General features: G+C 65.2%; 13 protein-coding genes and 1 tRNA gene. 8 read left to right on the forward strand and 6 right to left on the reverse strand.

Annotation, left to right across the window (positions count from 1 at the left end):
* Nucleotide 1: 1 nt before the first annotated feature.
* Nucleotides 2–2,224, reverse strand: coding sequence for a PhoX family phosphatase (locus GWK50_RS12585; protein ID WP_162016833.1), 2,223 nt, complete (start codon nucleotides 2,222–2,224; stop codon nucleotides 2–4).
* A 130-nt stretch (nucleotides 2,225–2,354) separates the two neighbouring features.
* Nucleotides 2,355–4,811 carry a UvrD-helicase domain-containing protein gene (locus GWK50_RS12590; RefSeq protein WP_162016834.1) on the reverse strand — a complete coding sequence of 819 codons (2,457 nt, stop codon included), beginning with the start codon at nucleotides 4,809–4,811 and terminating at the stop codon, nucleotides 2,355–2,357.
* Nucleotides 4,812–4,838: 27 nt separating this feature from the next.
* Here GWK50_RS12590 and GWK50_RS12595 point away from each other — a divergent pair, with 27 nt between their 5' ends.
* From GWK50_RS12595 to GWK50_RS12615, 5 genes are all read left to right on the forward strand, one after another.
* Nucleotides 4,839–5,531, forward strand: a complete 693-nt coding sequence (locus GWK50_RS12595) for a hypothetical protein (RefSeq protein ID WP_162016835.1) — start codon at nucleotides 4,839–4,841, stop codon at nucleotides 5,529–5,531.
* Between the two features lie 195 nt (nucleotides 5,532–5,726).
* Nucleotides 5,727–6,704, forward strand: coding sequence for a GMP reductase (locus tag GWK50_RS12600; RefSeq protein ID WP_162016836.1), 978 nt, complete (start codon nucleotides 5,727–5,729; stop codon nucleotides 6,702–6,704).
* Nucleotides 6,705–6,816: 112 nt separating this feature from the next.
* The gene (locus GWK50_RS12605) at nucleotides 6,817–7,686 is read left to right on the forward strand and encodes an NAD(P)-dependent oxidoreductase (protein ID WP_162016837.1); all 870 of its coding nucleotides are present in this window, start codon (nucleotides 6,817–6,819) and stop codon (nucleotides 7,684–7,686) included.
* A 76-nt stretch (nucleotides 7,687–7,762) separates the two neighbouring features.
* Nucleotides 7,763–7,838: transfer RNA gene (locus GWK50_RS12610), tRNA-Lys, on the forward strand.
* A 100-nt stretch (nucleotides 7,839–7,938) separates the two neighbouring features.
* On the forward strand, nucleotides 7,939–9,171 hold the full coding sequence (locus GWK50_RS12615; RefSeq protein ID WP_162016838.1) for a multidrug effflux MFS transporter: 1,233 nt from the start codon (nucleotides 7,939–7,941) through the stop codon (nucleotides 9,169–9,171).
* 9 nt (nucleotides 9,172–9,180) lie between these two features.
* Here the strand turns inward: GWK50_RS12615 and GWK50_RS12620 are convergent, their stop codons facing one another.
* The 3 genes from GWK50_RS12620 to orn form a co-directional block, all read right to left on the reverse strand.
* Complete coding sequence (locus tag GWK50_RS12620; RefSeq protein ID WP_242455368.1) at nucleotides 9,181–10,656, reverse strand: GGDEF domain-containing protein; 1,476 nt, start codon at nucleotides 10,654–10,656, stop codon at nucleotides 9,181–9,183.
* Nucleotides 10,657–10,766: 110 nt separating this feature from the next.
* On the reverse strand, nucleotides 10,767–12,512 hold the full coding sequence (locus GWK50_RS12625) for a DEAD/DEAH box helicase (protein WP_162016839.1): 1,746 nt from the start codon (nucleotides 12,510–12,512) through the stop codon (nucleotides 10,767–10,769).
* Nucleotides 12,513–12,766: 254 nt separating this feature from the next.
* Nucleotides 12,767–13,357: an oligoribonuclease gene (gene orn / locus GWK50_RS12630; protein WP_162016840.1), complete on the reverse strand. Its 591-nt coding sequence runs from the start codon at nucleotides 13,355–13,357 to the stop codon at nucleotides 12,767–12,769.
* Between the two features lie 37 nt (nucleotides 13,358–13,394).
* On the opposite strand from orn, the gene GWK50_RS12635 reads away from it, so the two are divergent.
* From GWK50_RS12635 to rsgA, 3 genes are read left to right on the forward strand one after another with little or no spacing between them, the layout of a single operon-like run.
* A complete protein-coding gene (locus GWK50_RS12635; protein ID WP_242455369.1) occupies nucleotides 13,395–14,711 on the forward strand; it encodes a M48 family metallopeptidase in 1,317 nt (438 codons plus the stop codon).
* Nucleotides 14,708–15,046 carry a 4a-hydroxytetrahydrobiopterin dehydratase gene (locus GWK50_RS12640; RefSeq protein WP_162016842.1) on the forward strand — a complete coding sequence of 113 codons (339 nt, stop codon included), beginning with the start codon at nucleotides 14,708–14,710 and terminating at the stop codon, nucleotides 15,044–15,046. The genes GWK50_RS12635 and GWK50_RS12640 overlap by 4 nt, the downstream gene beginning before the upstream one ends.
* A 13-nt stretch (nucleotides 15,047–15,059) precedes the next feature.
* Entirely contained in the window at nucleotides 15,060–16,004 is a 945-nt protein-coding gene (gene rsgA, locus GWK50_RS12645) for a ribosome small subunit-dependent GTPase A (protein ID WP_162016843.1), read from the forward strand.
* 17 nt (nucleotides 16,005–16,021) lie between these two features.
* Here the strand turns inward: rsgA and GWK50_RS12650 are convergent, their stop codons facing one another.
* Nucleotides 16,022–17,008, reverse strand: a complete 987-nt coding sequence (locus tag GWK50_RS12650; RefSeq protein ID WP_162016844.1) for a CobD/CbiB family protein — start codon at nucleotides 17,006–17,008, stop codon at nucleotides 16,022–16,024.
* Between the last annotated feature and the right edge of the window lie 194 nt (nucleotides 17,009–17,202).

The following is a 17,202-nucleotide window of genomic DNA, read 5'->3' on the forward strand; positions in this document are numbered from 1 at the left end:
ATCAGCTACCCACACGGCCGCCGTCGTTCTTGGTGATGACGATAGTGGCCGAGCGCGGACGCTTGCCCGCGCCGTAGCCTGCATTGGCGGGCCACTGGCTGGTGTACTTGGCCGGGTCGCCAATGTCGGCCATCTTGGTGCCTTCGCCGGGGTGCTGGATGTTGACGAACAGCGCCTTGCCGTCGGGCGTTTCGGCAATGCCGGTGATCTCGCAGTCCTTGGGGCCGACCAGGAAGCGCTTGAGCGTATCGGCCGTAGGCGCCTTGCCCACGTAGGTGTCCACCGCCAGGGTGCTGCCATCGGCCTTGGTGTAGTTCAGCGTCTTCTTGGCGCCGTCGCCCACCTTGCCGGGCAGGGCCGCCAGCATCATGCAGTTGGTCACATCGGTGTAGGCGCCGTCGTCGGTCTGCACCCACAGGATGCCCGTGGCGCGGCTGAAGGCCAGGCCGTCGGGGCTGGAGAAGTCCTGGTCACCCGTCAGGCTGGAAAGGTTGACCTTGGAGCCATCGGCATCGGCCTGGGCGCCGAAGGCGTACACGTCCCAGGTGAAGCTGGTGGCGGCGGAGCCGGCGGCGCCTTCCTTCATGCGCACGATGTGGCCGTTGGGATTGCCCTTTTGCGCGCTGGTGCCCTTCATGTCGGTGTAGGCACGCGGGTTGGCGGCGTCGGGGGCCAACTGGCTGCTGCCGCTCGGGTCCACACTGCGGTTGCTGTTGTTGGTCAGCGTGTAGTAGATCTCGCCATTGGCGGGGTTGACCGAGCACCACTCGGGGCGGTCCATCTTGGTGGCACCCACGGCGTCGGCAGCCAGGCGGGCATTCACGCACACGTCGGCCTGGTCGGCGAAGGCATAGCCTGCATAGCCCTTGATCTGGGCGTTGTTGATGCTCAGTTCCACCCACTCGCCCGTGCCGTCGGCCTTGAAGCGGGCCACGTAGAGCTTGCCGGAGTCCAGGTACTTGTCGCCCACGGCCAGGGCGTCGGCGGCAGTGGCGTCGGCAGCGCTCCAGGCGGCAGCGCTGACCCACTTGTAGATGTACTCGTTGCGTGCATCGTCACCCATGTACACGGCCAGCGGCTGGCCTGCCACGGCGTTGCCAAAGGCGGCGCTCTCGTGCGCAAAGCGGCCCAGGCCGGTGCGCTTCTTGGCCTTGCGGGCCTTGTTGTAGGGGTCGATCTCGACGATGAAGCCCTGGGCGTTCATCTCGTTGCGGTAGTCGTCGCTGCCGTTGGCGGAGGCGCCGGTCTTGCTGTTGTTCCAGCGCAGGTACTTGTCGTCGGCGCCGCCCGTCTCCCAGCCATGGCGCGATACGGCCCCCTGCGGGCGACCGTAACGCTTGAGCGCGGTGACGCTCTTGTCGTTGCCGCGCGCGGCATCGTCGGTAGCGCTGCGGAAGAAGTAACCGTTCCAGTTCTCCTCGCCCGTCAGCAGCGTGCCCCAGGGCGTCTTGCCGGTGCCGCAGTTGTTGAGCGTGCCGCGCGTGCGCGTGCCGTCGGTGGAATACTTGGTGACCATCAGCGCATTGCCGCGTGCGGGGCCAGACAGGTCGATGTCCGTCAGTGTGGTGATGCGGAAGTTGAAGGCCGAGTCCTGCACATAGGCCCATTTGCCTGCGGTCTTGCGCATTTCCACCACCGACACGCCGTGGATGGCCAGCTCCTTGTCCACCTCCGACGCGGGGCGCGGCAGCGTGCTGGTGCCGCCGTTGGCGTGCAGGAAGAAGGACGAGAGCTTCTCGTCGGTCGTCGCCTCGTGGTTCATGCCCAGCAGGCCACGGTCCACGGAGCTGTCGTTGCGCTTGCCGTCGGCGCCCAGGCCGAACCACTCCATGCCGTCGTGGTGGTCTCCGGCGCGCTTGTCGTAGTCGGTGTCGGTACCGTCGTTCTTGTACCCGGCCACACCAGCCTGCAGCGGATCACCCAGCGCATACACCACGCTGGCGGTGTAGCCCGCAGGAATCACCAGCTTGTCGGCCAGGCTCTTGCCCACGGCCGTGAAGCCCAACAGCTTCTCTGCGGGGACCACGGGGTCGTCGCTGCCTCCGCAGGCGCTCAGGCTGAAGGCGCCCAGCACGGCCGTGCCCGCCGTGGCCACGCCACCGCGCAACAAGCCACGTCGCGACAGGCGTGCGCCCAGCACCGAGTCAAACGTGGGGTTGGCAGAGGTGTTGGAGTTCTCTTCGTCAAAGTCGTAGGCTTGCGTGGGTTCGCCGCGGTGGGTCATGGATCGTCCTCAGAGGGGTTGGTTGACAAACCCGCAGAGCGTAGGTAACGACCATGACGGCGCCATGAAGCAAGCGTGACGTATCCATGACAGCGCGCAGCGCCAGGCGATCGGGCCGTGGCGCCAGCGGCTAATCCACCACCGTGAGCTTGGCCACCGACAGCGCCAGCCACTTGGTGCCGTGGCGTGCAAAGGCGACCTGGGCACGGGCGTCGTCGCCCTGGCCTTCGATGGCCAGCACCTTGCCTTCGCCAAACTTGGTGTGAAACACGGCCAGGCCCACGCGCAGACCATGCGCTGGAGGGGCTTTCTGAACCGGCACGGGGGGGCTGGCAAAGGTTTCTGTTTTGACGTCAAATTGGCCCCTAGCGCCCGTTGAATAAGCGCTACCAGCTCCTGTTTTAGGAGCAAAAGAACCAAAGCCCTGCTGCTTGGGCGTGATCCACTTGAGGCATTCCTCGGGCAGTTCGTCGAAGAAGCGGCTGCGCACGTTGTAGCGCGTCTGGCCATGCAGCAGCCGGGTTTGCGAGTGGCTGAGGTACAGGCGCTTGCGGGCGCGGGTGATGGCCACGTACATCAGGCGGCGCTCTTCTTCGAGGCCGTCGCGGTCTGAGGCGGCGTTGTCGTGCGGGAACAGGCCTTCTTCCAGCCCACCGATGAACACCGCGTCAAACTCCAGGCCCTTGCTGGCGTGCACGGTCATGAGCTGCACGGCGTCCTGCCCGGCCTGGGCCTGGTTGTCGCCCGCCTCCAGCGCGGCGTGCGTGAGGAAGGCCACCAGGGGCGAAAGGGTTTCACCGGTGTCGGCGTCGATGATGCCGCCGGAGCCGGTGGGCTTGAGCGGTTCGTCCAGCACCGGCGCATTCGGGTCCAGCCCCTGGCTGGCCGGGCTTTGTGTGAGCGGCTGGCCGTGCTCGTCCAGCGGCAGGGCCACGGCATCGCGGCCAAAGCCTTCCTGCGTGACGAAGCTTTCGGCGGCATTGACGAGTTCCTCCAGGTTCTCGATGCGGTCCTGGCCTTCGCGGTCGGTACGGAAGTGCGCGATCAGGCCACTGGATTCGAGCATCTGCTCGATGATGCTGCGCAGCGACAGGCCCTGGGTCTGTTCACGCAGCACGTCGATCAGCGCGACAAAGGCCTTGAAGTTGGTGCCCGCCTTGCCGGGCACGGCGCTCACGGCGTCGTGCAGCGAGCAGCCCGAGGCACGGGCCGCGTCCTGCAGCACCTCGATGCTGCGCGCGCCAATGCCGCGCGGCGGAAAGTTGACCACGCGCAGAAAGCTGGTGTCGTCGTTCGGGTTCTCCAGCAGGCGCAGGTAGGCCAGCGCGTGCTTGATTTCGGCGCGCTCAAAGAAGCGCAGGCCGCCGTACACGCGGTAGGGCACGGCGGCGTTGAAGAGTGCCGATTCGATGACCCGGCTTTGCGCGTTGCTGCGGTAGAGCACGGCAATCTCCTTGCGCTCCAGGCCGTCGCTCTTCACCAGTTGCCGGATCTCATCGACCATCCACTGCGCCTCGGCCAGGTCGGTGCTGGCCTCGTACACGCGCACGGGCTCACCCGCGCCCTGCGTGGTGCGCAGGCTCTTGCCCAGGCGGCGGCTGTTGTGGCTGATGAGCTGGTTGGCCGAGTCGAGGATGTTGCTGTAACTGCGGTAGTTCTGCTCCAGCTTGATCTGGTGCTGCACATCGAACTCGCGCACAAAGTCGGCCATGTTGCCCACGCGCGCGCCGCGAAAGGCGTAAATGCTCTGGTCGTCGTCGCCCACGGCCATGACGCTGGCGTGCGTGTGCAGCTGGCCATCGACCACGTCGCCCGCCATCTGCTTGAGCCACAGGTACTGCAGGCGGTTGGTGTCCTGGAACTCATCGACCAGGATGTGGCGAAAGCGCCGCTGGTAGTGCGCGCGCAGGGGGTCGTTGCCCTGCAGCAGCTCGTAGCTGCGCAGCATCAGCTCGCCAAAATCGACCACGCCTTCGCGCTGGCATTGGGCCTCGTACAGCTCGTACAGCTCGACCTTCTTGCGGCTGTCGCTGTCGTGCGCGGGCACGTCGCGCGGGCGCAGGCCCTCTTCCTTGCAGTTGGCGATGAAGTACTGCAGTTGCTTGGGTGGAAAACGCTCCTCATCCACGTTGAACTGCTTGCACAGGCGCTTGATGGCCGAGAGCTGGTCCTGCGTGTCCAGGATCTGGAAAGCCTGCGGCAGGCCCGCCGCCTGGTGGTGTGCGCGCAGCAGGCGGTTGCACAGGCCGTGGAAGGTACCGATCCACATGCCGCGCACGTTGACCGGCAGCATGGCCGTGAGGCGGGCCACCATTTCCTTGGCCGCCTTGTTGGTGAAGGTGACGGCCAGCAGGCCGCCGGGCGTGGCCTGGCCGGTCGAGAGCAGCCAGGCAATGCGCGTGGTGAGCACACGCGTCTTTCCCGAGCCGGCCCCCGCCAGGATGAGCGCATGGCCCGCGGGCAAGGTGACGGCGGCCAGCTGTTCGGGGTTCAGGTGGGCCAGCAGGGGCTGGCTGGCAGCGGTGCCGCCAGGGTCTGCGCCAGCTGCGGTGTGCGCCGAGCGCGAAAACAGGTCTTGTGGGAACATCCGGCCATTGTAGAAAGGGCCTCTTCCATGCCTGCCTGGATATCCCGCGCCCTGCCCCTGGGGTGGATGTTGTGCGCGCTGCCCCTGGCCGCGCAAACGCTGTGTTCCAGCACCGGGGCAACGCCCCCGCTGGCCTTGTTCGAGCGCTTCACCCGCGCCGATTGCCTGGCCTGCTGGCAGGACGCCGCAACACCCGCGCCTGGGGCCAGCGCCCTGGTGCTGGACTGGATTGTTCCCGGCGCCCTGGGTGACGAAGCCCCCATGGCCGCCGCCGCAGTGCCCGAGGCGCTGGATCGGTTGCAAATCCTGCAGCGGCCGCTGCCCCCGGAGCGCGACATACACACGGCGCCCATCGAGCCCTGGGCCGGGCTGCGGCTGCGTGTGGGCCGGGGCCCCGAAGTGAATGGCTATGTGGGTGCGACCCTGTCGCTGGAGTCCCGCTCCGCAGTGCAAGGCCCCTGGAGCTACCACCTGCTGCTGGTGCAGGCCGTGGCACAGGGCACCGAGGGATCCCCCATGCCACGCCATGTGGTGCGCAACGCCGTCCAGGGGCGCTGGACTGCGGACAACGCCCTGCCCACCTCCAGGCGCCCGCACTGGATCGAAGTGCGCCCCATGCGCCTGCCCGAAGGCGCCGACCCCGCCCTGTTCTACACCGTGGGCTGGGTGCAGGACCCCAGCGGCCGGGTGGTGGCTGCCGCACGATCGGTATGCCATTGAGTGCATCCGAACGCCGGGGCGGGTAGAATCAGTCACCGGGCCCAAGTTTCTTGTCGCCCGGTTTTTTGTGCCCGCGCACAGCGGGGTTCGGTGCAGGCTGCCACGCCTGTACCCGCACGACCGGTCTGCAAGCCAAGCGCCCCACGCCGCCCAAAATCCTTTGGCGGCGACCTTTTCAAAGGAGCTTGGAACCTCATGGAAATCTTCGACTACGACAACATCCTGCTGCTGCCGCGCAAGTGCCGCGTGGAGAGCCGCTCGGAATGCGACGCCAGTGTGCAATTCGGCCCGCGCCGCTTTCGGCTGCCGGTGGTGCCCGCCAACATGAAGACGGTGGTGGACGAGCGCATCTGCGCCTGGATGGCCGCCAACGACTACTTCTACGTGATGCACCGGTTCGATCTGGACAACGTGCAGTTTGTGCGCGACATGCACGCCCAGGGCTGCTATGCGTCGATCTCGCTGGGCGTGAAGGCGCCCGACTACGCCACGGTGGACCGACTCAAGGCCGAAGGCCTGGTGCCCGAATACATCACCATCGACATCGCCCACGGCCACGCCGACAGCGTCAAGGCCATGATCGGCTACCTCAAGCAGCACCTGCCGGCGTCGTTTGTGATTGCAGGCAACGTGGCCACGCCCGAGGCCGTGATCGACCTGGAGAACTGGGGCGCCGACGCCACCAAGGTGGGCGTGGGCCCGGGCAAGGTGTGCATCACCAAGCTCAAGACGGGTTTTGGCACCGGCGGCTGGCAACTCAGCGCGCTCAAGTGGTGCGCGCGCGTGGCCACCAAGCCCATCGTGGCCGACGGCGGCATCCGCAGCCACGGCGACATTGCCAAGAGCATCCGCTTTGGCGCCACCATGGTGATGATCGGCTCGCTGTTTGCAGGGCACGAGGAATCGCCCGGCAAGACCGTGGAAGTGGATGGCGAGCTGTTCAAGGAGTACTACGGCTCGGCCAGCGACTTCAACAAGGGCGAGTACAAGCATGTGGAAGGCAAGCGCATTCTGGAGCCGATCAAGGGCAAGCTCGCCAGCACACTGATCGAGATGGAGCAGGACGTGCAAAGCTCCATCAGCTATGCCGGCGGCACCAAGCTCATGGACATCCGCAAGGTGAACTACGTGATCCTGGGCGGTGACAACGCGGGTGAACACCTGCTGATGTAAGCCCCGCTTTACACGGCATCAGACCCGTCAGCCTGTTGACAGGCAACTGACACCAGGTGACAGCACCGGCTCAGCACTCCGCTGTATCCTCGAATCACCTCAAGGAGAAGCAATGAAAGTCGCTGTGTTGGGTATTGGGCTCATGGGCTACCGCATGACACAACGCCTGCTGGAAGCGGGGCACGAAGTCCATGTCTGGAACCGCACGCATGAGCGCGCCCTGCCGCTGGCAGACCTGGGGGCCACGGTCCACGCCAGCGCACCGCAGGCCGCCGCAGCGGCCGAATGCGTGATCACCATGCTGGAAAACGGCCCCGTGGTCGGCGAGGTGCTGTTCGACCTGGGCACGGCGCAGGCCATGGCAGCGGGCACGCTGGTGATCGACATGTCCTCCATCCGCCCCTCCGAGGCCCGCGACCATGCGGCCCGCCTGGGGGAGCGCGGTGTGGCGCATCTGGATGCGCCCGTTTCCGGCGGCACCGTGGGTGCAGAACAAGGTACGCTGGCCATCATGGCCGGAGGCCGCCTGCAGGACTACCAGCGCGCGCTGCCGCTGTTTTCCGCCCTGGGCCGCCCCACACATGTGGGCCCACACGGTGCCGGGCAAATGGCCAAGCTGGCCAACCAGATGATCGTGGGCATCACCATCGGTGCCGTGGCCGAGGCCTTGCTGTTTGCCGCCAAGGGCGGCGCCGACATGGCCAAGGTGCGCGAAGCCATCCAGGGCGGATTTGCCGACAGCCGCATCCTGCAATTGCACGGCCAGCGCATGGTGGAGCGCGACTTCACCCCTCACGGACGTCTGAGCGTACAACTCAAGGACATGCGCAACGCCCTGGCCACCGCCCAGGAAATTGGCTTTGATGCGCCCATCACACAGTTGTTTGAAGCCCTCTACGCCGCAGGAGACGAGCACGGCCTGGGGGGGCTTGACCACAGCGGCCTGTTCGTGGAATTGGCCAGTCGCAACGCAATGCAATAAACAAAGCGCACTTTCTTTCACACCACCAAAAAATAGTGCATAATTGCGTTCTTCGCTGATTACGGCGAAACGCAGTGGGTTCTTAGCTCAGTTGGTAGAGCAGCGGACTCTTAATCCGTAGGTCGAGTGTTCGAGTCACTCAGGACCCACCACTCATTCAAGGGCTTGGCTTGCGCCAAGCCCTTTTGCATTGGGCCTTTGAACGACAATGCAAAATTCGAAATCCCCCGCTGGTCAGCACAACTCGATCCCATGAACCCCCAAGCCGATCAACTCTGGCGCGCCCCACGTTGGGCCCTGGCGGTACTGCTGGCCGTGCTGGGCATGCTGGGGCCGTTTTCCATTGACACCTACCTGCCCGCCTTCACGGGCATTGCGCAGGCGTTGCAGGCCAGCCCGGTGCAGATGCAACAGACGCTCTCGGCGTATCTGTTCGGGTTTGCCTTCATGAATCTGTTCCACGGAGCACTGTCCGACAGCTTTGGGCGCAGGCCCGTGATTCTGTGGGGCATTGCCATGTTCACCGTGGCTTCCGCAGGTTGCGCGATGTCGCAGAGCATCGGACAGCTGGTGTTCTTCCGGGCACTGCAGGGTTTTTCCACGGGAGCCGGGATTGTCGTGTCGCGCGCGGTGATCCGGGACATGTTTCCGCCCTCACAGGCGCAGAAGGTCATGAGCCAGGTGACCATCTACTTTGGCGTGGCGCCAGCCGTGGCACCCATTGTGGGGGGATGGCTGTACGTGCATGCGGGCTGGCACAGCATCTTCTGGTTCCTGACCGGTGTGGGCGTGCTGTTGTGGGTGGCCAATGCACGGCTGCTGCCCGAAACACTGCATGCAGACCACCGCCAGTCCTTCCATATCCGGCATTTGATGCAAGGGTATTGGCAGCTTGGCTCCAGCCCACGCTTTCTGTTGCTGGCGCTGGCCAGCGGGGTGCCGTTCAATGGCATGTTTCTGTACGTGCTGGCAGCACCCGCATTTCTGGGCACGCACCTGGCACTGGCGCCCACGCAGTTCTTCTGGTTCTTTGTGCTCACCATCTCGGGCATCATGGCCGGGGCCTGGCTCAGCGGGCGCCTGGCCGGGCGCATTGCACCCCAGCGACAGATTCGCATGGGCTTTGTGGTGATGCTGGCGGTGTCGGTGCTGAACCTGCTGGCCAACCTGCTTCTGGTACCCCATGTGTCGTGGGCACTGATTCCGATTGCCGTGTTCGCCTTTGGCTGGGCACTGATGGTGCCCGTGGTCACGTTGCTGGTGCTGGACCTGCACCCCGAGCGGCGCGGGATGGCTTCTTCGCTTCAGGCCTGCATCGGTTCCGCTGCCAATGGGTTGGTGGCCGGGGTGGTCGTGCCGCTGGTGATGCATTCAACCCGGCTGCTGGCAGCGACTTCCCTGGCCATGATGGCCGTGGGCCTGGTTGCCTGGGTGCTGCTGCGCAGGCGCTGGCCCGACACGGGCCAGCACATCACAGCGCATTGAAACCATCCCTCAGTGGGGGGGCGCAGGACGGCGCCGGTCCACGGCGTGCTCTTGGTAAAAGCGCTTTTTTTCCTGGTACATGCCCTGATCGGCGCGCTGCAAGGCTTCGTCGAGTTGATCGCCCGCATGGCAGGTGGCACGGCCCATGGCCAGGCTGAGAGGCTGGCCAGGATAGAACTGGTTGTTCATTTCCACCATTTGTTCGATGCGCTCCTGCGCCGCCACGGCGCCGCGCTCATCCACACCGCCCAGCAACACGATGAATTCATCCCCTCCCACACGGGCGGCGCAGTGGGCGGAGTCCACCGCCTTGGCCAGCACCTCGCCCGCGCGCCGCAGCATGGCATCGCCCACTGCATGGCCTTGCTCATCATTGATGATCTTGAGGCCGTTGAGGTCAATGGCAATGACGCTCAGCGGCCAGGGCCCCTTGCGCCGGAAACGGTTGAGCTCTTCCACATAGAACGCCCGGTTGCGCAACTGCGTGAGCACGTCGTGCTTGCCCAGGTATTCCAGGTAGGCCTCGGCCTGTTTGCGCGCCGTGATGTCCACCAAGGACAACAGCACCAAGCCCCAGTCGCCCTCGTGCCCCGCCATCACGGCAAACTGCATGTGGATGTACACCGTATCGCCCGACAGGGCGTAATTGATCACCTCGCGCTGCTGCACCAGCTTGCCGTCCCACAGGTCCTGCAACTGCTCGGCAAAGGAGTCGTGCATCTCACCACGGAACACGCGTGAGATCTGATTGAGCAATTCGGCCTTGCTCTGGGCACCGAACATCTGCAGCGTCTGCTGGTTCACGTCGATGACACGGATCTCCTTCATGCAGCGGGTAACGAATTCCGGATGCACCTTGATGAAGGTCTTGAAGTCGCGGATGCCCTGATGGCGCACCTCATCCATGAGGCGCTTGATGACACTGAAGTCCTCCACCCACAGCGACACAGGGGAATGCTCGAACAAACCGCGCGCATAGCGCTCGCTGCGCTGCAACTGGCCGGCCGCCTGGACCTGGGACGTGACGTCTTCCAGCGACACCAACACGCGGCTCCAGGTGTCTTCATGCCCCGGCAATATGCGGCCACGAATGCGCACATCCAGCCTGCGGCGGTCCAGAGCGTAGTTCACGGTTTGGTTGGAAAACTCCAGCACCCCCGACCACAGCAATTCCAGCTCGTGCACGACCTGTTCATGCATGTCATCGCGGAACACCTGAGCCAGGTTGCTCAGAAGCTCTTCCTGGCTGTGCGCGGCAAACAGCTCCAGCGTGCGCTGATTGACGCGCAGCACCCGCAGGCTGGCGGTGCATTGGCGCAGCCGGTCCGGTTCTGCCGCGAGATGCTCCCTCAAATCCGTCACGCCTTGCGCGCGCCAGACATCGAACAACTGGCGCAGCGCGCTGTAGTCCTCCAGCCAGAGCGACACCGGCGCCAGCGCAAACATGTGTTCGAAATCGGCGCTCGACGAAACAGATGAAACCACGGTCATTGCCCTCCTGGGAGCTATTGTGCTGTGAGCCCAGGATAGGGGCGGTGCCCAGATGCAAAAAAGACCCCGCGAGGAGGTCTTTTTGTACGGGGGAACCCTAAAGATCAGGGGCGTGCCGAGCGCTTGCGCGGTTCGTAGGGCGCAAAGGGCTTGCCTGCACCACCGGCCTTGGCATGGGCCGGGCGCTGCGGCGCAAACCCATCGGCGCGGCGGGGAGCCGGGCCACTGCGTTGCTGCAGATCACCAAAGCCGGGCTTGCGGCCATAGCCTTCGCCGTCACGGCGGGGCGCAGGGCCACCACGGCCATGGCGTGCGTCACGCTCATCACGGCCGCCAAAGCCACCTTGGGGGGCTGCACGTCGGTCGCCATAAGCATTGCCACGGCTGGGCGCGTTGCCAAAGCGGCGCTCGCCGCGACCACCACGGCCGGCAAAATCACCACCCTGGGGGGGGCGCTGCACAGGCTCCAGGCCCGGCACCACGGCGGTCTTGAGGCGCTGCTGGCTGTAGCCTTCGATGTCGAAGATCTTGCGACGGTCACGGAACTCGGCAAAGGTCACGGCCAGACCGTCACGGCCTGCACGGCCGGTGCGACCGATGCGGTGGGTGTAGTCCTCGGCCTTCATGGGCAGGCCGAAATTGAACACGTGGGTAATGGTGGGCACATCAATGCCGCGTGCGGCCACGTCGGTAGCCACCAGAATTTGCACCTGCCCGTTGCGCAGCGCCATCAGGCGGCGGTTGCGCAGGCCTTGGCTCAAGGCACCATGCAGTGCCACCGCCGAAAAGCCCGCTTGCTGCAGGTCGGCAGCCAGTTCGTCGCATTCGATCTGCGTGCTGGCAAACACGATGGCCTGGTTGATGGTCGTGTCGCGCAGCCAATGGTCGAGCAAACGGCGCTTGTGCTGAGGATTGTCGGCCCAGTAGAGCACCTGCTGGATGTTGGCGTGCTTTTCCTGGGGCGTGTCGATCTGCACCTTCTGCACGTTGCTGCCGCCGTCGTGCATCACGCGCATAGCGAGTTGCTGGATGCGTGGCGCAAATGTGGCGCTGAACATCATGGTCTGCTTGCGTGCACTGGTCAGGTGGTTGATCTCGGCCAGATCGTCCGAGAAGCCCAGGTCCAGCATACGGTCGGCCTCGTCCACCACAAGGAACTGCACCTTGTCGAGCTGGATCTGCTGCGAGCGCTGCAGATCGAGCAGGCGCCCCGGCGTGGCCACCACGAGGTCGGCATTCTGCAGCTTGGCGATCTGCAACTGGTAAGGCATGCCGCCCACCACGTTGGCAATACGCAGGCCCTTGCAATGCTTGACCAGGTCAATAGCATCGTGCGCCACCTGCTGGGCGAGTTCACGCGTGGGGCACAGCACCAGTGCACCGGGAACGGCGGGCTGGAAGTTGCGCGGTTGGGTGGGGTTCTTGCGGCGGGCGCGCTTTGGGGGCGCTTCGCCGCGCGCAGCTGCCTCGGCGGCCAGGCGGTCGAATTCAGCACGCGCCTGGGCGTCGGCCTGGGCCTTCTGGTCGAGCAAGGTGTGCAGCACGGGCAGCAGGAACGCAGCCGTCTTGCCGCTGCCGGTCTGGCTGGAAACCATCAGGTCAATGTAGCGCCCGCCCTGGGCCTGTGCGCCCATGGCCAGCGGAACAGCCTTGCGCTGCACGGCGGTGGGCTGGGTATAGCCCAGGTCGGCCACGGCCTGCACCAGTTCGGGGGCCAGGCCCAGTTCAATGAAGCCGTTGGGTTCGGCGCTCACGCCCTGTGCCAGATCGGCGGTATCGGGGGTGGCAATGTCGGAAACAATGGAATCGGCAGGCGCAAAGTCGCCCAGCCCTTGGAGGGAGTCGGTCATGGTTTTCTCACACGAAAACGCCGCTGGCGCTTTCCTGCGGTGGCTTCGTTTGATGGTTACAAAACATCATCCATCAAACGAAACCTGGGGCCGCAGCGGTCGGCCCAGGCGGGCATTGTTTGCAAGGCGCCAGGCTATGGTTTGCGCTGGCGTGCAGGGCCCGGTGTGTGAAGGGAGATGCACAATTTGCCGCACTCAATGTGTGGCAAGCCTGCGATTATTGCACGACCTGGGGTTTTCCCGCAAGTAGTGGGTTATTCGTGTCCAGGCACCGCCAGAAAATGCTTGCGGTAGTGCGCCAGTTCCTCAATGGATTCATGCACATCGGCCAACGCCGTGTGCTTCTGCGCCTTCTTGAAGCTGCTGTAGGCATCGGGTTTCCAGCGCCTGGCCAGCTCCTTGAGGGTGCTGACATCCACGTTGCGGTAGTGAAAGAAGGCTTCCAGCTTGGGCATGTAGCGCGCCAGAAAACGGCGATCCTGCCCAATGCTGTTGCCACACAGCGGCACCTTGGCCTTGGGCACGTACTGCGTGAGGAAGGCAATGAGCTGTCTCTCGGCCTCTTCCTCGGTCAGCGTGGAGGCCTTGACCTTGTCGATCAGGCCGCTTCTGCCGTGCGTGCCTTTGTTCCAGGCATCCATCTTGCCCAGCAGCTCGTCGGACTGGTGGATGACCAGCACCGGCCCTTCGATGCGCACATCCAGATGCGGACTGGTGACGACGACGGCGATCTCCAGGATGCGTTCGACTTCGGGGTTCAGGCCGGTCATTTCACAGTCGAGCCAGACGAGGTTCTGGTCCGATTTGGCCAGCACGGGAGCAGCAGGGGCAAGGGTTTCAGACATGGGCGCGATTGTCGCCGATGGCCTACACTCGCGCCTCATGCCTGCAGACGCCCCCGTTTCTCTCTCTCCTTCGCTGGCCCTGACGCTGGCCTTTGTCGCGGCGCTGGTGGCCGGGCTGCTGCTCAAGCTGTGGCTACAGTCGCGCCAGATCCGCCACGTCATGCGCCACCGCCATGCGGTGCCCGAAATCTTTGCCCAGCATGTGCCGCTGGCTGCACACCAGAAGGCTGCCGACTACACCGTGGCCAAGGCCCGCCTGGGCCTGGTGGAAATGGCGCTGGGCTCCGCCGTGCTGCTGGGCTGGACGTTGCTGGGCGGCCTGGACACCCTGCACCAAGCGCTGCTCGCCTGGCTGGGCGGCGGCATGGTGCAGCAACTGGCGCTGCTGGCGGCATTTGCCCTCATCAACGGCGTGATCGACCTGCCCCTAACGCTTTACCAGACCTTTGTGCTGGAGCAGCGCTATGGCTTCAACCAGATGACCTTGCGCCTGTGGTTGGCCGACCTGGCCAAGTCGCTGCTGCTGGGTGCGCTGATCGGGCTGCCGATCGCTGCGGCGGTGCTGTGGCTCATGGGCAGTGCGGGCGGCCTGTGGTGGCTGTGGGCCTGGGGCCTGTGGATGGGGTTCAACCTGCTGCTGATGGTGGTGTACCCCGTCTTCATTGCCCCGCTGTTCAACAAGTTTGAGCCGCTGGCGGACGCGTCGCTCACGGCCCGCGTCACCGCACTGATGCAGCGCTGCGGCTTCCAGGCCAAGGGCCTGTTCGTGATGGATGGCAGCCGCCGCAGCGCCCACGCCAACGCCTACTTCACCGGGTTGGGCAGCGCCAAACGCGTGGTGTTTTTCGACACCCTGCTCAAGCAGCTCTCGCCCGCCGAGGTGGAAGCCGTATTGGCGCACGAGCTGGGGCACTTCCACCACCGCCACATCGTGCAACGCATGGTGATGATGTTTGTCCTGAGCCTGGCAGGCTTTGCGCTGCTGGGCTGGCTGTCGGCACAGCCCTGGTTCTACGCAGGCCTGGGTGTGCGCCCCAGCCTGGGGCTGCTGGTGCCCGGCGCTCCCAGCGCACCGCACGACGCGCTGGCGCTGCTGCTGTTCATGTTGGTGGTACCGGTGTTCACGGTATTCCTCTCGCCCTTGTTTGCACAGCTCTCGCGCCGCCACGAGTTCCAGGCCGACGCCTACGCCATGGCGCAGGCCAGCGGCGCGGATCTGGCCTCGGCCCTGCTCAAGCTGTACGAGGACAATGCCTCCACGCTCACGCCCGACCCGCTGTTCGTGAAATTCCACTACTCGCACCCCCCCGCCAGCGAGCGGCTGGCGCGCATGCCCTCCCCCACTACCGCATGACATCCATGTTGAAGCAAAAAGACTGGTCCACGCAGGCGCGACGCGCGCTGACAGCTCCTGAATTGGTAGCAAAACTCGCTCAGATGGATGGCTGGCAACTGCATGGCGACGGTGCCGATGTGGCCATCACCAAGACCTTCCGGTTCGACGACTACCACGAGACCATGGCCTTTGTGAACGCAGTGGCCTTCATCGCCCACACGCAGGACCACCACCCCGACCTGTCCGTGCACTACAACCGTTGCGTGGTGCGCTTCAACACCCACGACGTGGGCGGCATCTCCGACACCGACATCGACTGCGCCCAGCGCGTGGATGCGCTGCTGACTGCCTGAAGGCCGCAGCGCCATGGCCACGCACAACGCACAACAAGAAGGCCTGGTGGTCGCCACCCATGGCCGCCACTGCGTGGTGGAAACCGGCGATGGTCAGCAACGCATCTGCCACCCGCGCGGCAAAAAAAGCCAGGCCGTGGTGGGCGACCGCGTGCGCTGGCAGGGAGCGGCACCGGGCCAGGGCGAGGAAGGCACCATCGAGAAGGTGCTGGAGCGGCGCAATCTGTTCTACCGCCAGGACGAGATCCGCACCAAGTCGTTTGCGGCCAATATTGACCAGGTGCTGATCCTGATCGCCGCCGAGCCGGTGTTTTCCGAAAGCCAGCTCGCACGCGCCCTCATTGCCGCCGAGGCCGCCCACATCCAGCCGCTGATTGCACTGAACAAGCGCGACCTCACCGAACCCTTCGCCCGCGCCTGGGAACGCCTGACCCCCTACCGCCGCATGGGCGGCGCCCACCCCTATGAGGTGCTGGCACTGGGCCTGGCCCAGGCTGATGCCGCAGACCGCGCTACGCTGCAGCGATGCCTGCAGGGCAAGGCCACTCTGGTGCTGGGGCCCTCGGGCTCGGGCAAGAGCACGCTGATCAACCTGCTGGTGCCCGGCGCGCAGGTGCAGACCGGGGAGATCTCCCAAGCACTCAATTCCGGCAAGCACACCACCACGGCCACGCGCTGGTACTGGGTGGACCGCACCAGCAGCACGGCACTGATCGACTCGCCGGGTTTCCAGGAATTCGGCCTGCACCACATTGCGCCCACGCAACTGGCGGCCTGCATGCCCGACATTGCCGCCCACGCCAGCGACTGCCGCTTCTACAACTGCACGCATCTGCACGAGCCGGGCTGCGGGGTGATTTCTGCGGTAGAAAACACCGATAACGCCGACAGAATCAGCGCGAACCGCTACAAAATCTATAGCGACCTGTTTGCCGAACTATCGCAGACGCGGTACTGACCCCAGCGCTGCCGCTTTCACCCCAGCAGGTTCGCCATGGTCAACAGGGCGAGCAGCAGCATCCACACCACCACCGAGCGCCACACCAGGCCCACCACGCTGCGCAGGTGGCCCACCTCGGCCTCTCGACCGGGGGTGCTTTCGCTTTCGCCGATGGCCGCATCCACCTGGAAGCCTTGGGTGGACAGCGGCTGCATGCGCGCCTTGAGCGCCTCGCCACCCAGGCGCACGTTGATGGCACCCGAGGTGGCCGCAAGGATCACGCCGTCGTTGTCGTTGGGAAAGCGCTGCGCGTGAAAGCGCCAGCCCTCGATGGCCTCCTCGAAGCTGCCCACCACGGCAAAACACAGCGCCGTCAGGCGGGCAGGCACCCAGTCGATGGCGGTCCAGGCCTGGGCGGTAGCCTGGCGCAGTGCCGGGCTGGCGCGCTGCAGGGTTTCGTCCCCCCGGTCGGCCCAGTAGCGCGAGACGAACTCGGCCATACGGTAGAGCACCGCACCCGTGGGGCCCAGGCCCAGCGCGGCCAGCACGGATGTCCAGGCCAGCACGCCGAACATGTGACGGTGCGCGGCCAGCACGGAATATTCGATGACGTGGCGCACCACCTCGCTGCGCGGCAGGTCCCCCACATCCACCTGCTGCCAGTCGGCCAGACGCTCGCGGGCTCGGGCTTCGTCGCCCATTTCCAGCGCATCGCGGATGCCCGTGAAATGGTGGCTGAACTGGCGAAAACCCAGGGTGATGTAAAGCACGGCAACGCTCCACAGTACCGCCACAGGCCAGCCCACCCACCACATCAGCGCCCAGTGCACAGACAGCACGAAGAGGGGCGGCACCAGCACCGCCAGCCCCCAGGCCACCCAGCCGTGGTGCGGGCCGCCAGCGTCAAAGTTGCGGCTGACCGACAGTGCCCAGGCACGCAAGCCACCGTGGATCGGGTTGCTGCGTGCCAGCGGGCGCGCCTGCTCGATCAGCAAGGCAAACAGGATGGCGAAGAAACTCATGGCCACGGATCATACCGGCCCCCTGCGACGGTCGGTCTTTGGTGCCAACGGGGTTCAGTTTCTGCGCTGCTTCCTTTGACGCCACGCATCGGTCACGTCCCATAAACCATCACGCGCCAGGCCAACGGCCACCGCGCAAGGGCCGCCCCGCCGCGCTGGTGGCGTCCCCCTGCCCGCAGCGCGCAGCGATGCGA

This window comes from Acidovorax sp. 210-6 (assembly GCF_010020825.1).
Classification (GTDB): Bacteria; Pseudomonadota; Gammaproteobacteria; order Burkholderiales; family Burkholderiaceae_C; genus Simplicispira; species Simplicispira sedimenti.

Coding starts and splice junctions, on each gene's coding strand:
- orn (WP_162016840.1), bottom strand. CDS start 13,357: ATGTCTGAAACCCTTGCCCCTGCTGCTCCCGTGCTGGCCAAATCGGAC.
- GWK50_RS12605 (WP_162016837.1), top strand. CDS start 6,817: ATGAAAGTCGCTGTGTTGGGTATTGGGCTCATGGGCTACCGCATGACA.
- rsgA (WP_162016843.1), top strand. CDS start 15,060: ATGGCCACGCACAACGCACAACAAGAAGGCCTGGTGGTCGCCACCCAT.
- GWK50_RS12590 (WP_162016834.1), bottom strand. CDS start 4,811: ATGTTCCCACAAGACCTGTTTTCGCGCTCGGCGCACACCGCAGCTGGC.
- GWK50_RS12585 (WP_162016833.1), bottom strand. CDS start 2,224: ATGACCCACCGCGGCGAACCCACGCAAGCCTACGACTTTGACGAAGAG.
- GWK50_RS12600 (WP_162016836.1), top strand. CDS start 5,727: ATGGAAATCTTCGACTACGACAACATCCTGCTGCTGCCGCGCAAGTGC.
- GWK50_RS12615 (WP_162016838.1), top strand. CDS start 7,939: ATGAACCCCCAAGCCGATCAACTCTGGCGCGCCCCACGTTGGGCCCTG.
- GWK50_RS12625 (WP_162016839.1), bottom strand. CDS start 12,512: ATGACCGACTCCCTCCAAGGGCTGGGCGACTTTGCGCCTGCCGATTCC.
- GWK50_RS12640 (WP_162016842.1), top strand. CDS start 14,708: ATGACATCCATGTTGAAGCAAAAAGACTGGTCCACGCAGGCGCGACGC.
- GWK50_RS12650 (WP_162016844.1), bottom strand. CDS start 17,008: ATGAGTTTCTTCGCCATCCTGTTTGCCTTGCTGATCGAGCAGGCGCGC.
- GWK50_RS12635 (WP_242455369.1), top strand. CDS start 13,395: ATGCCTGCAGACGCCCCCGTTTCTCTCTCTCCTTCGCTGGCCCTGACG.
- GWK50_RS12595 (WP_162016835.1), top strand. CDS start 4,839: ATGCCTGCCTGGATATCCCGCGCCCTGCCCCTGGGGTGGATGTTGTGC.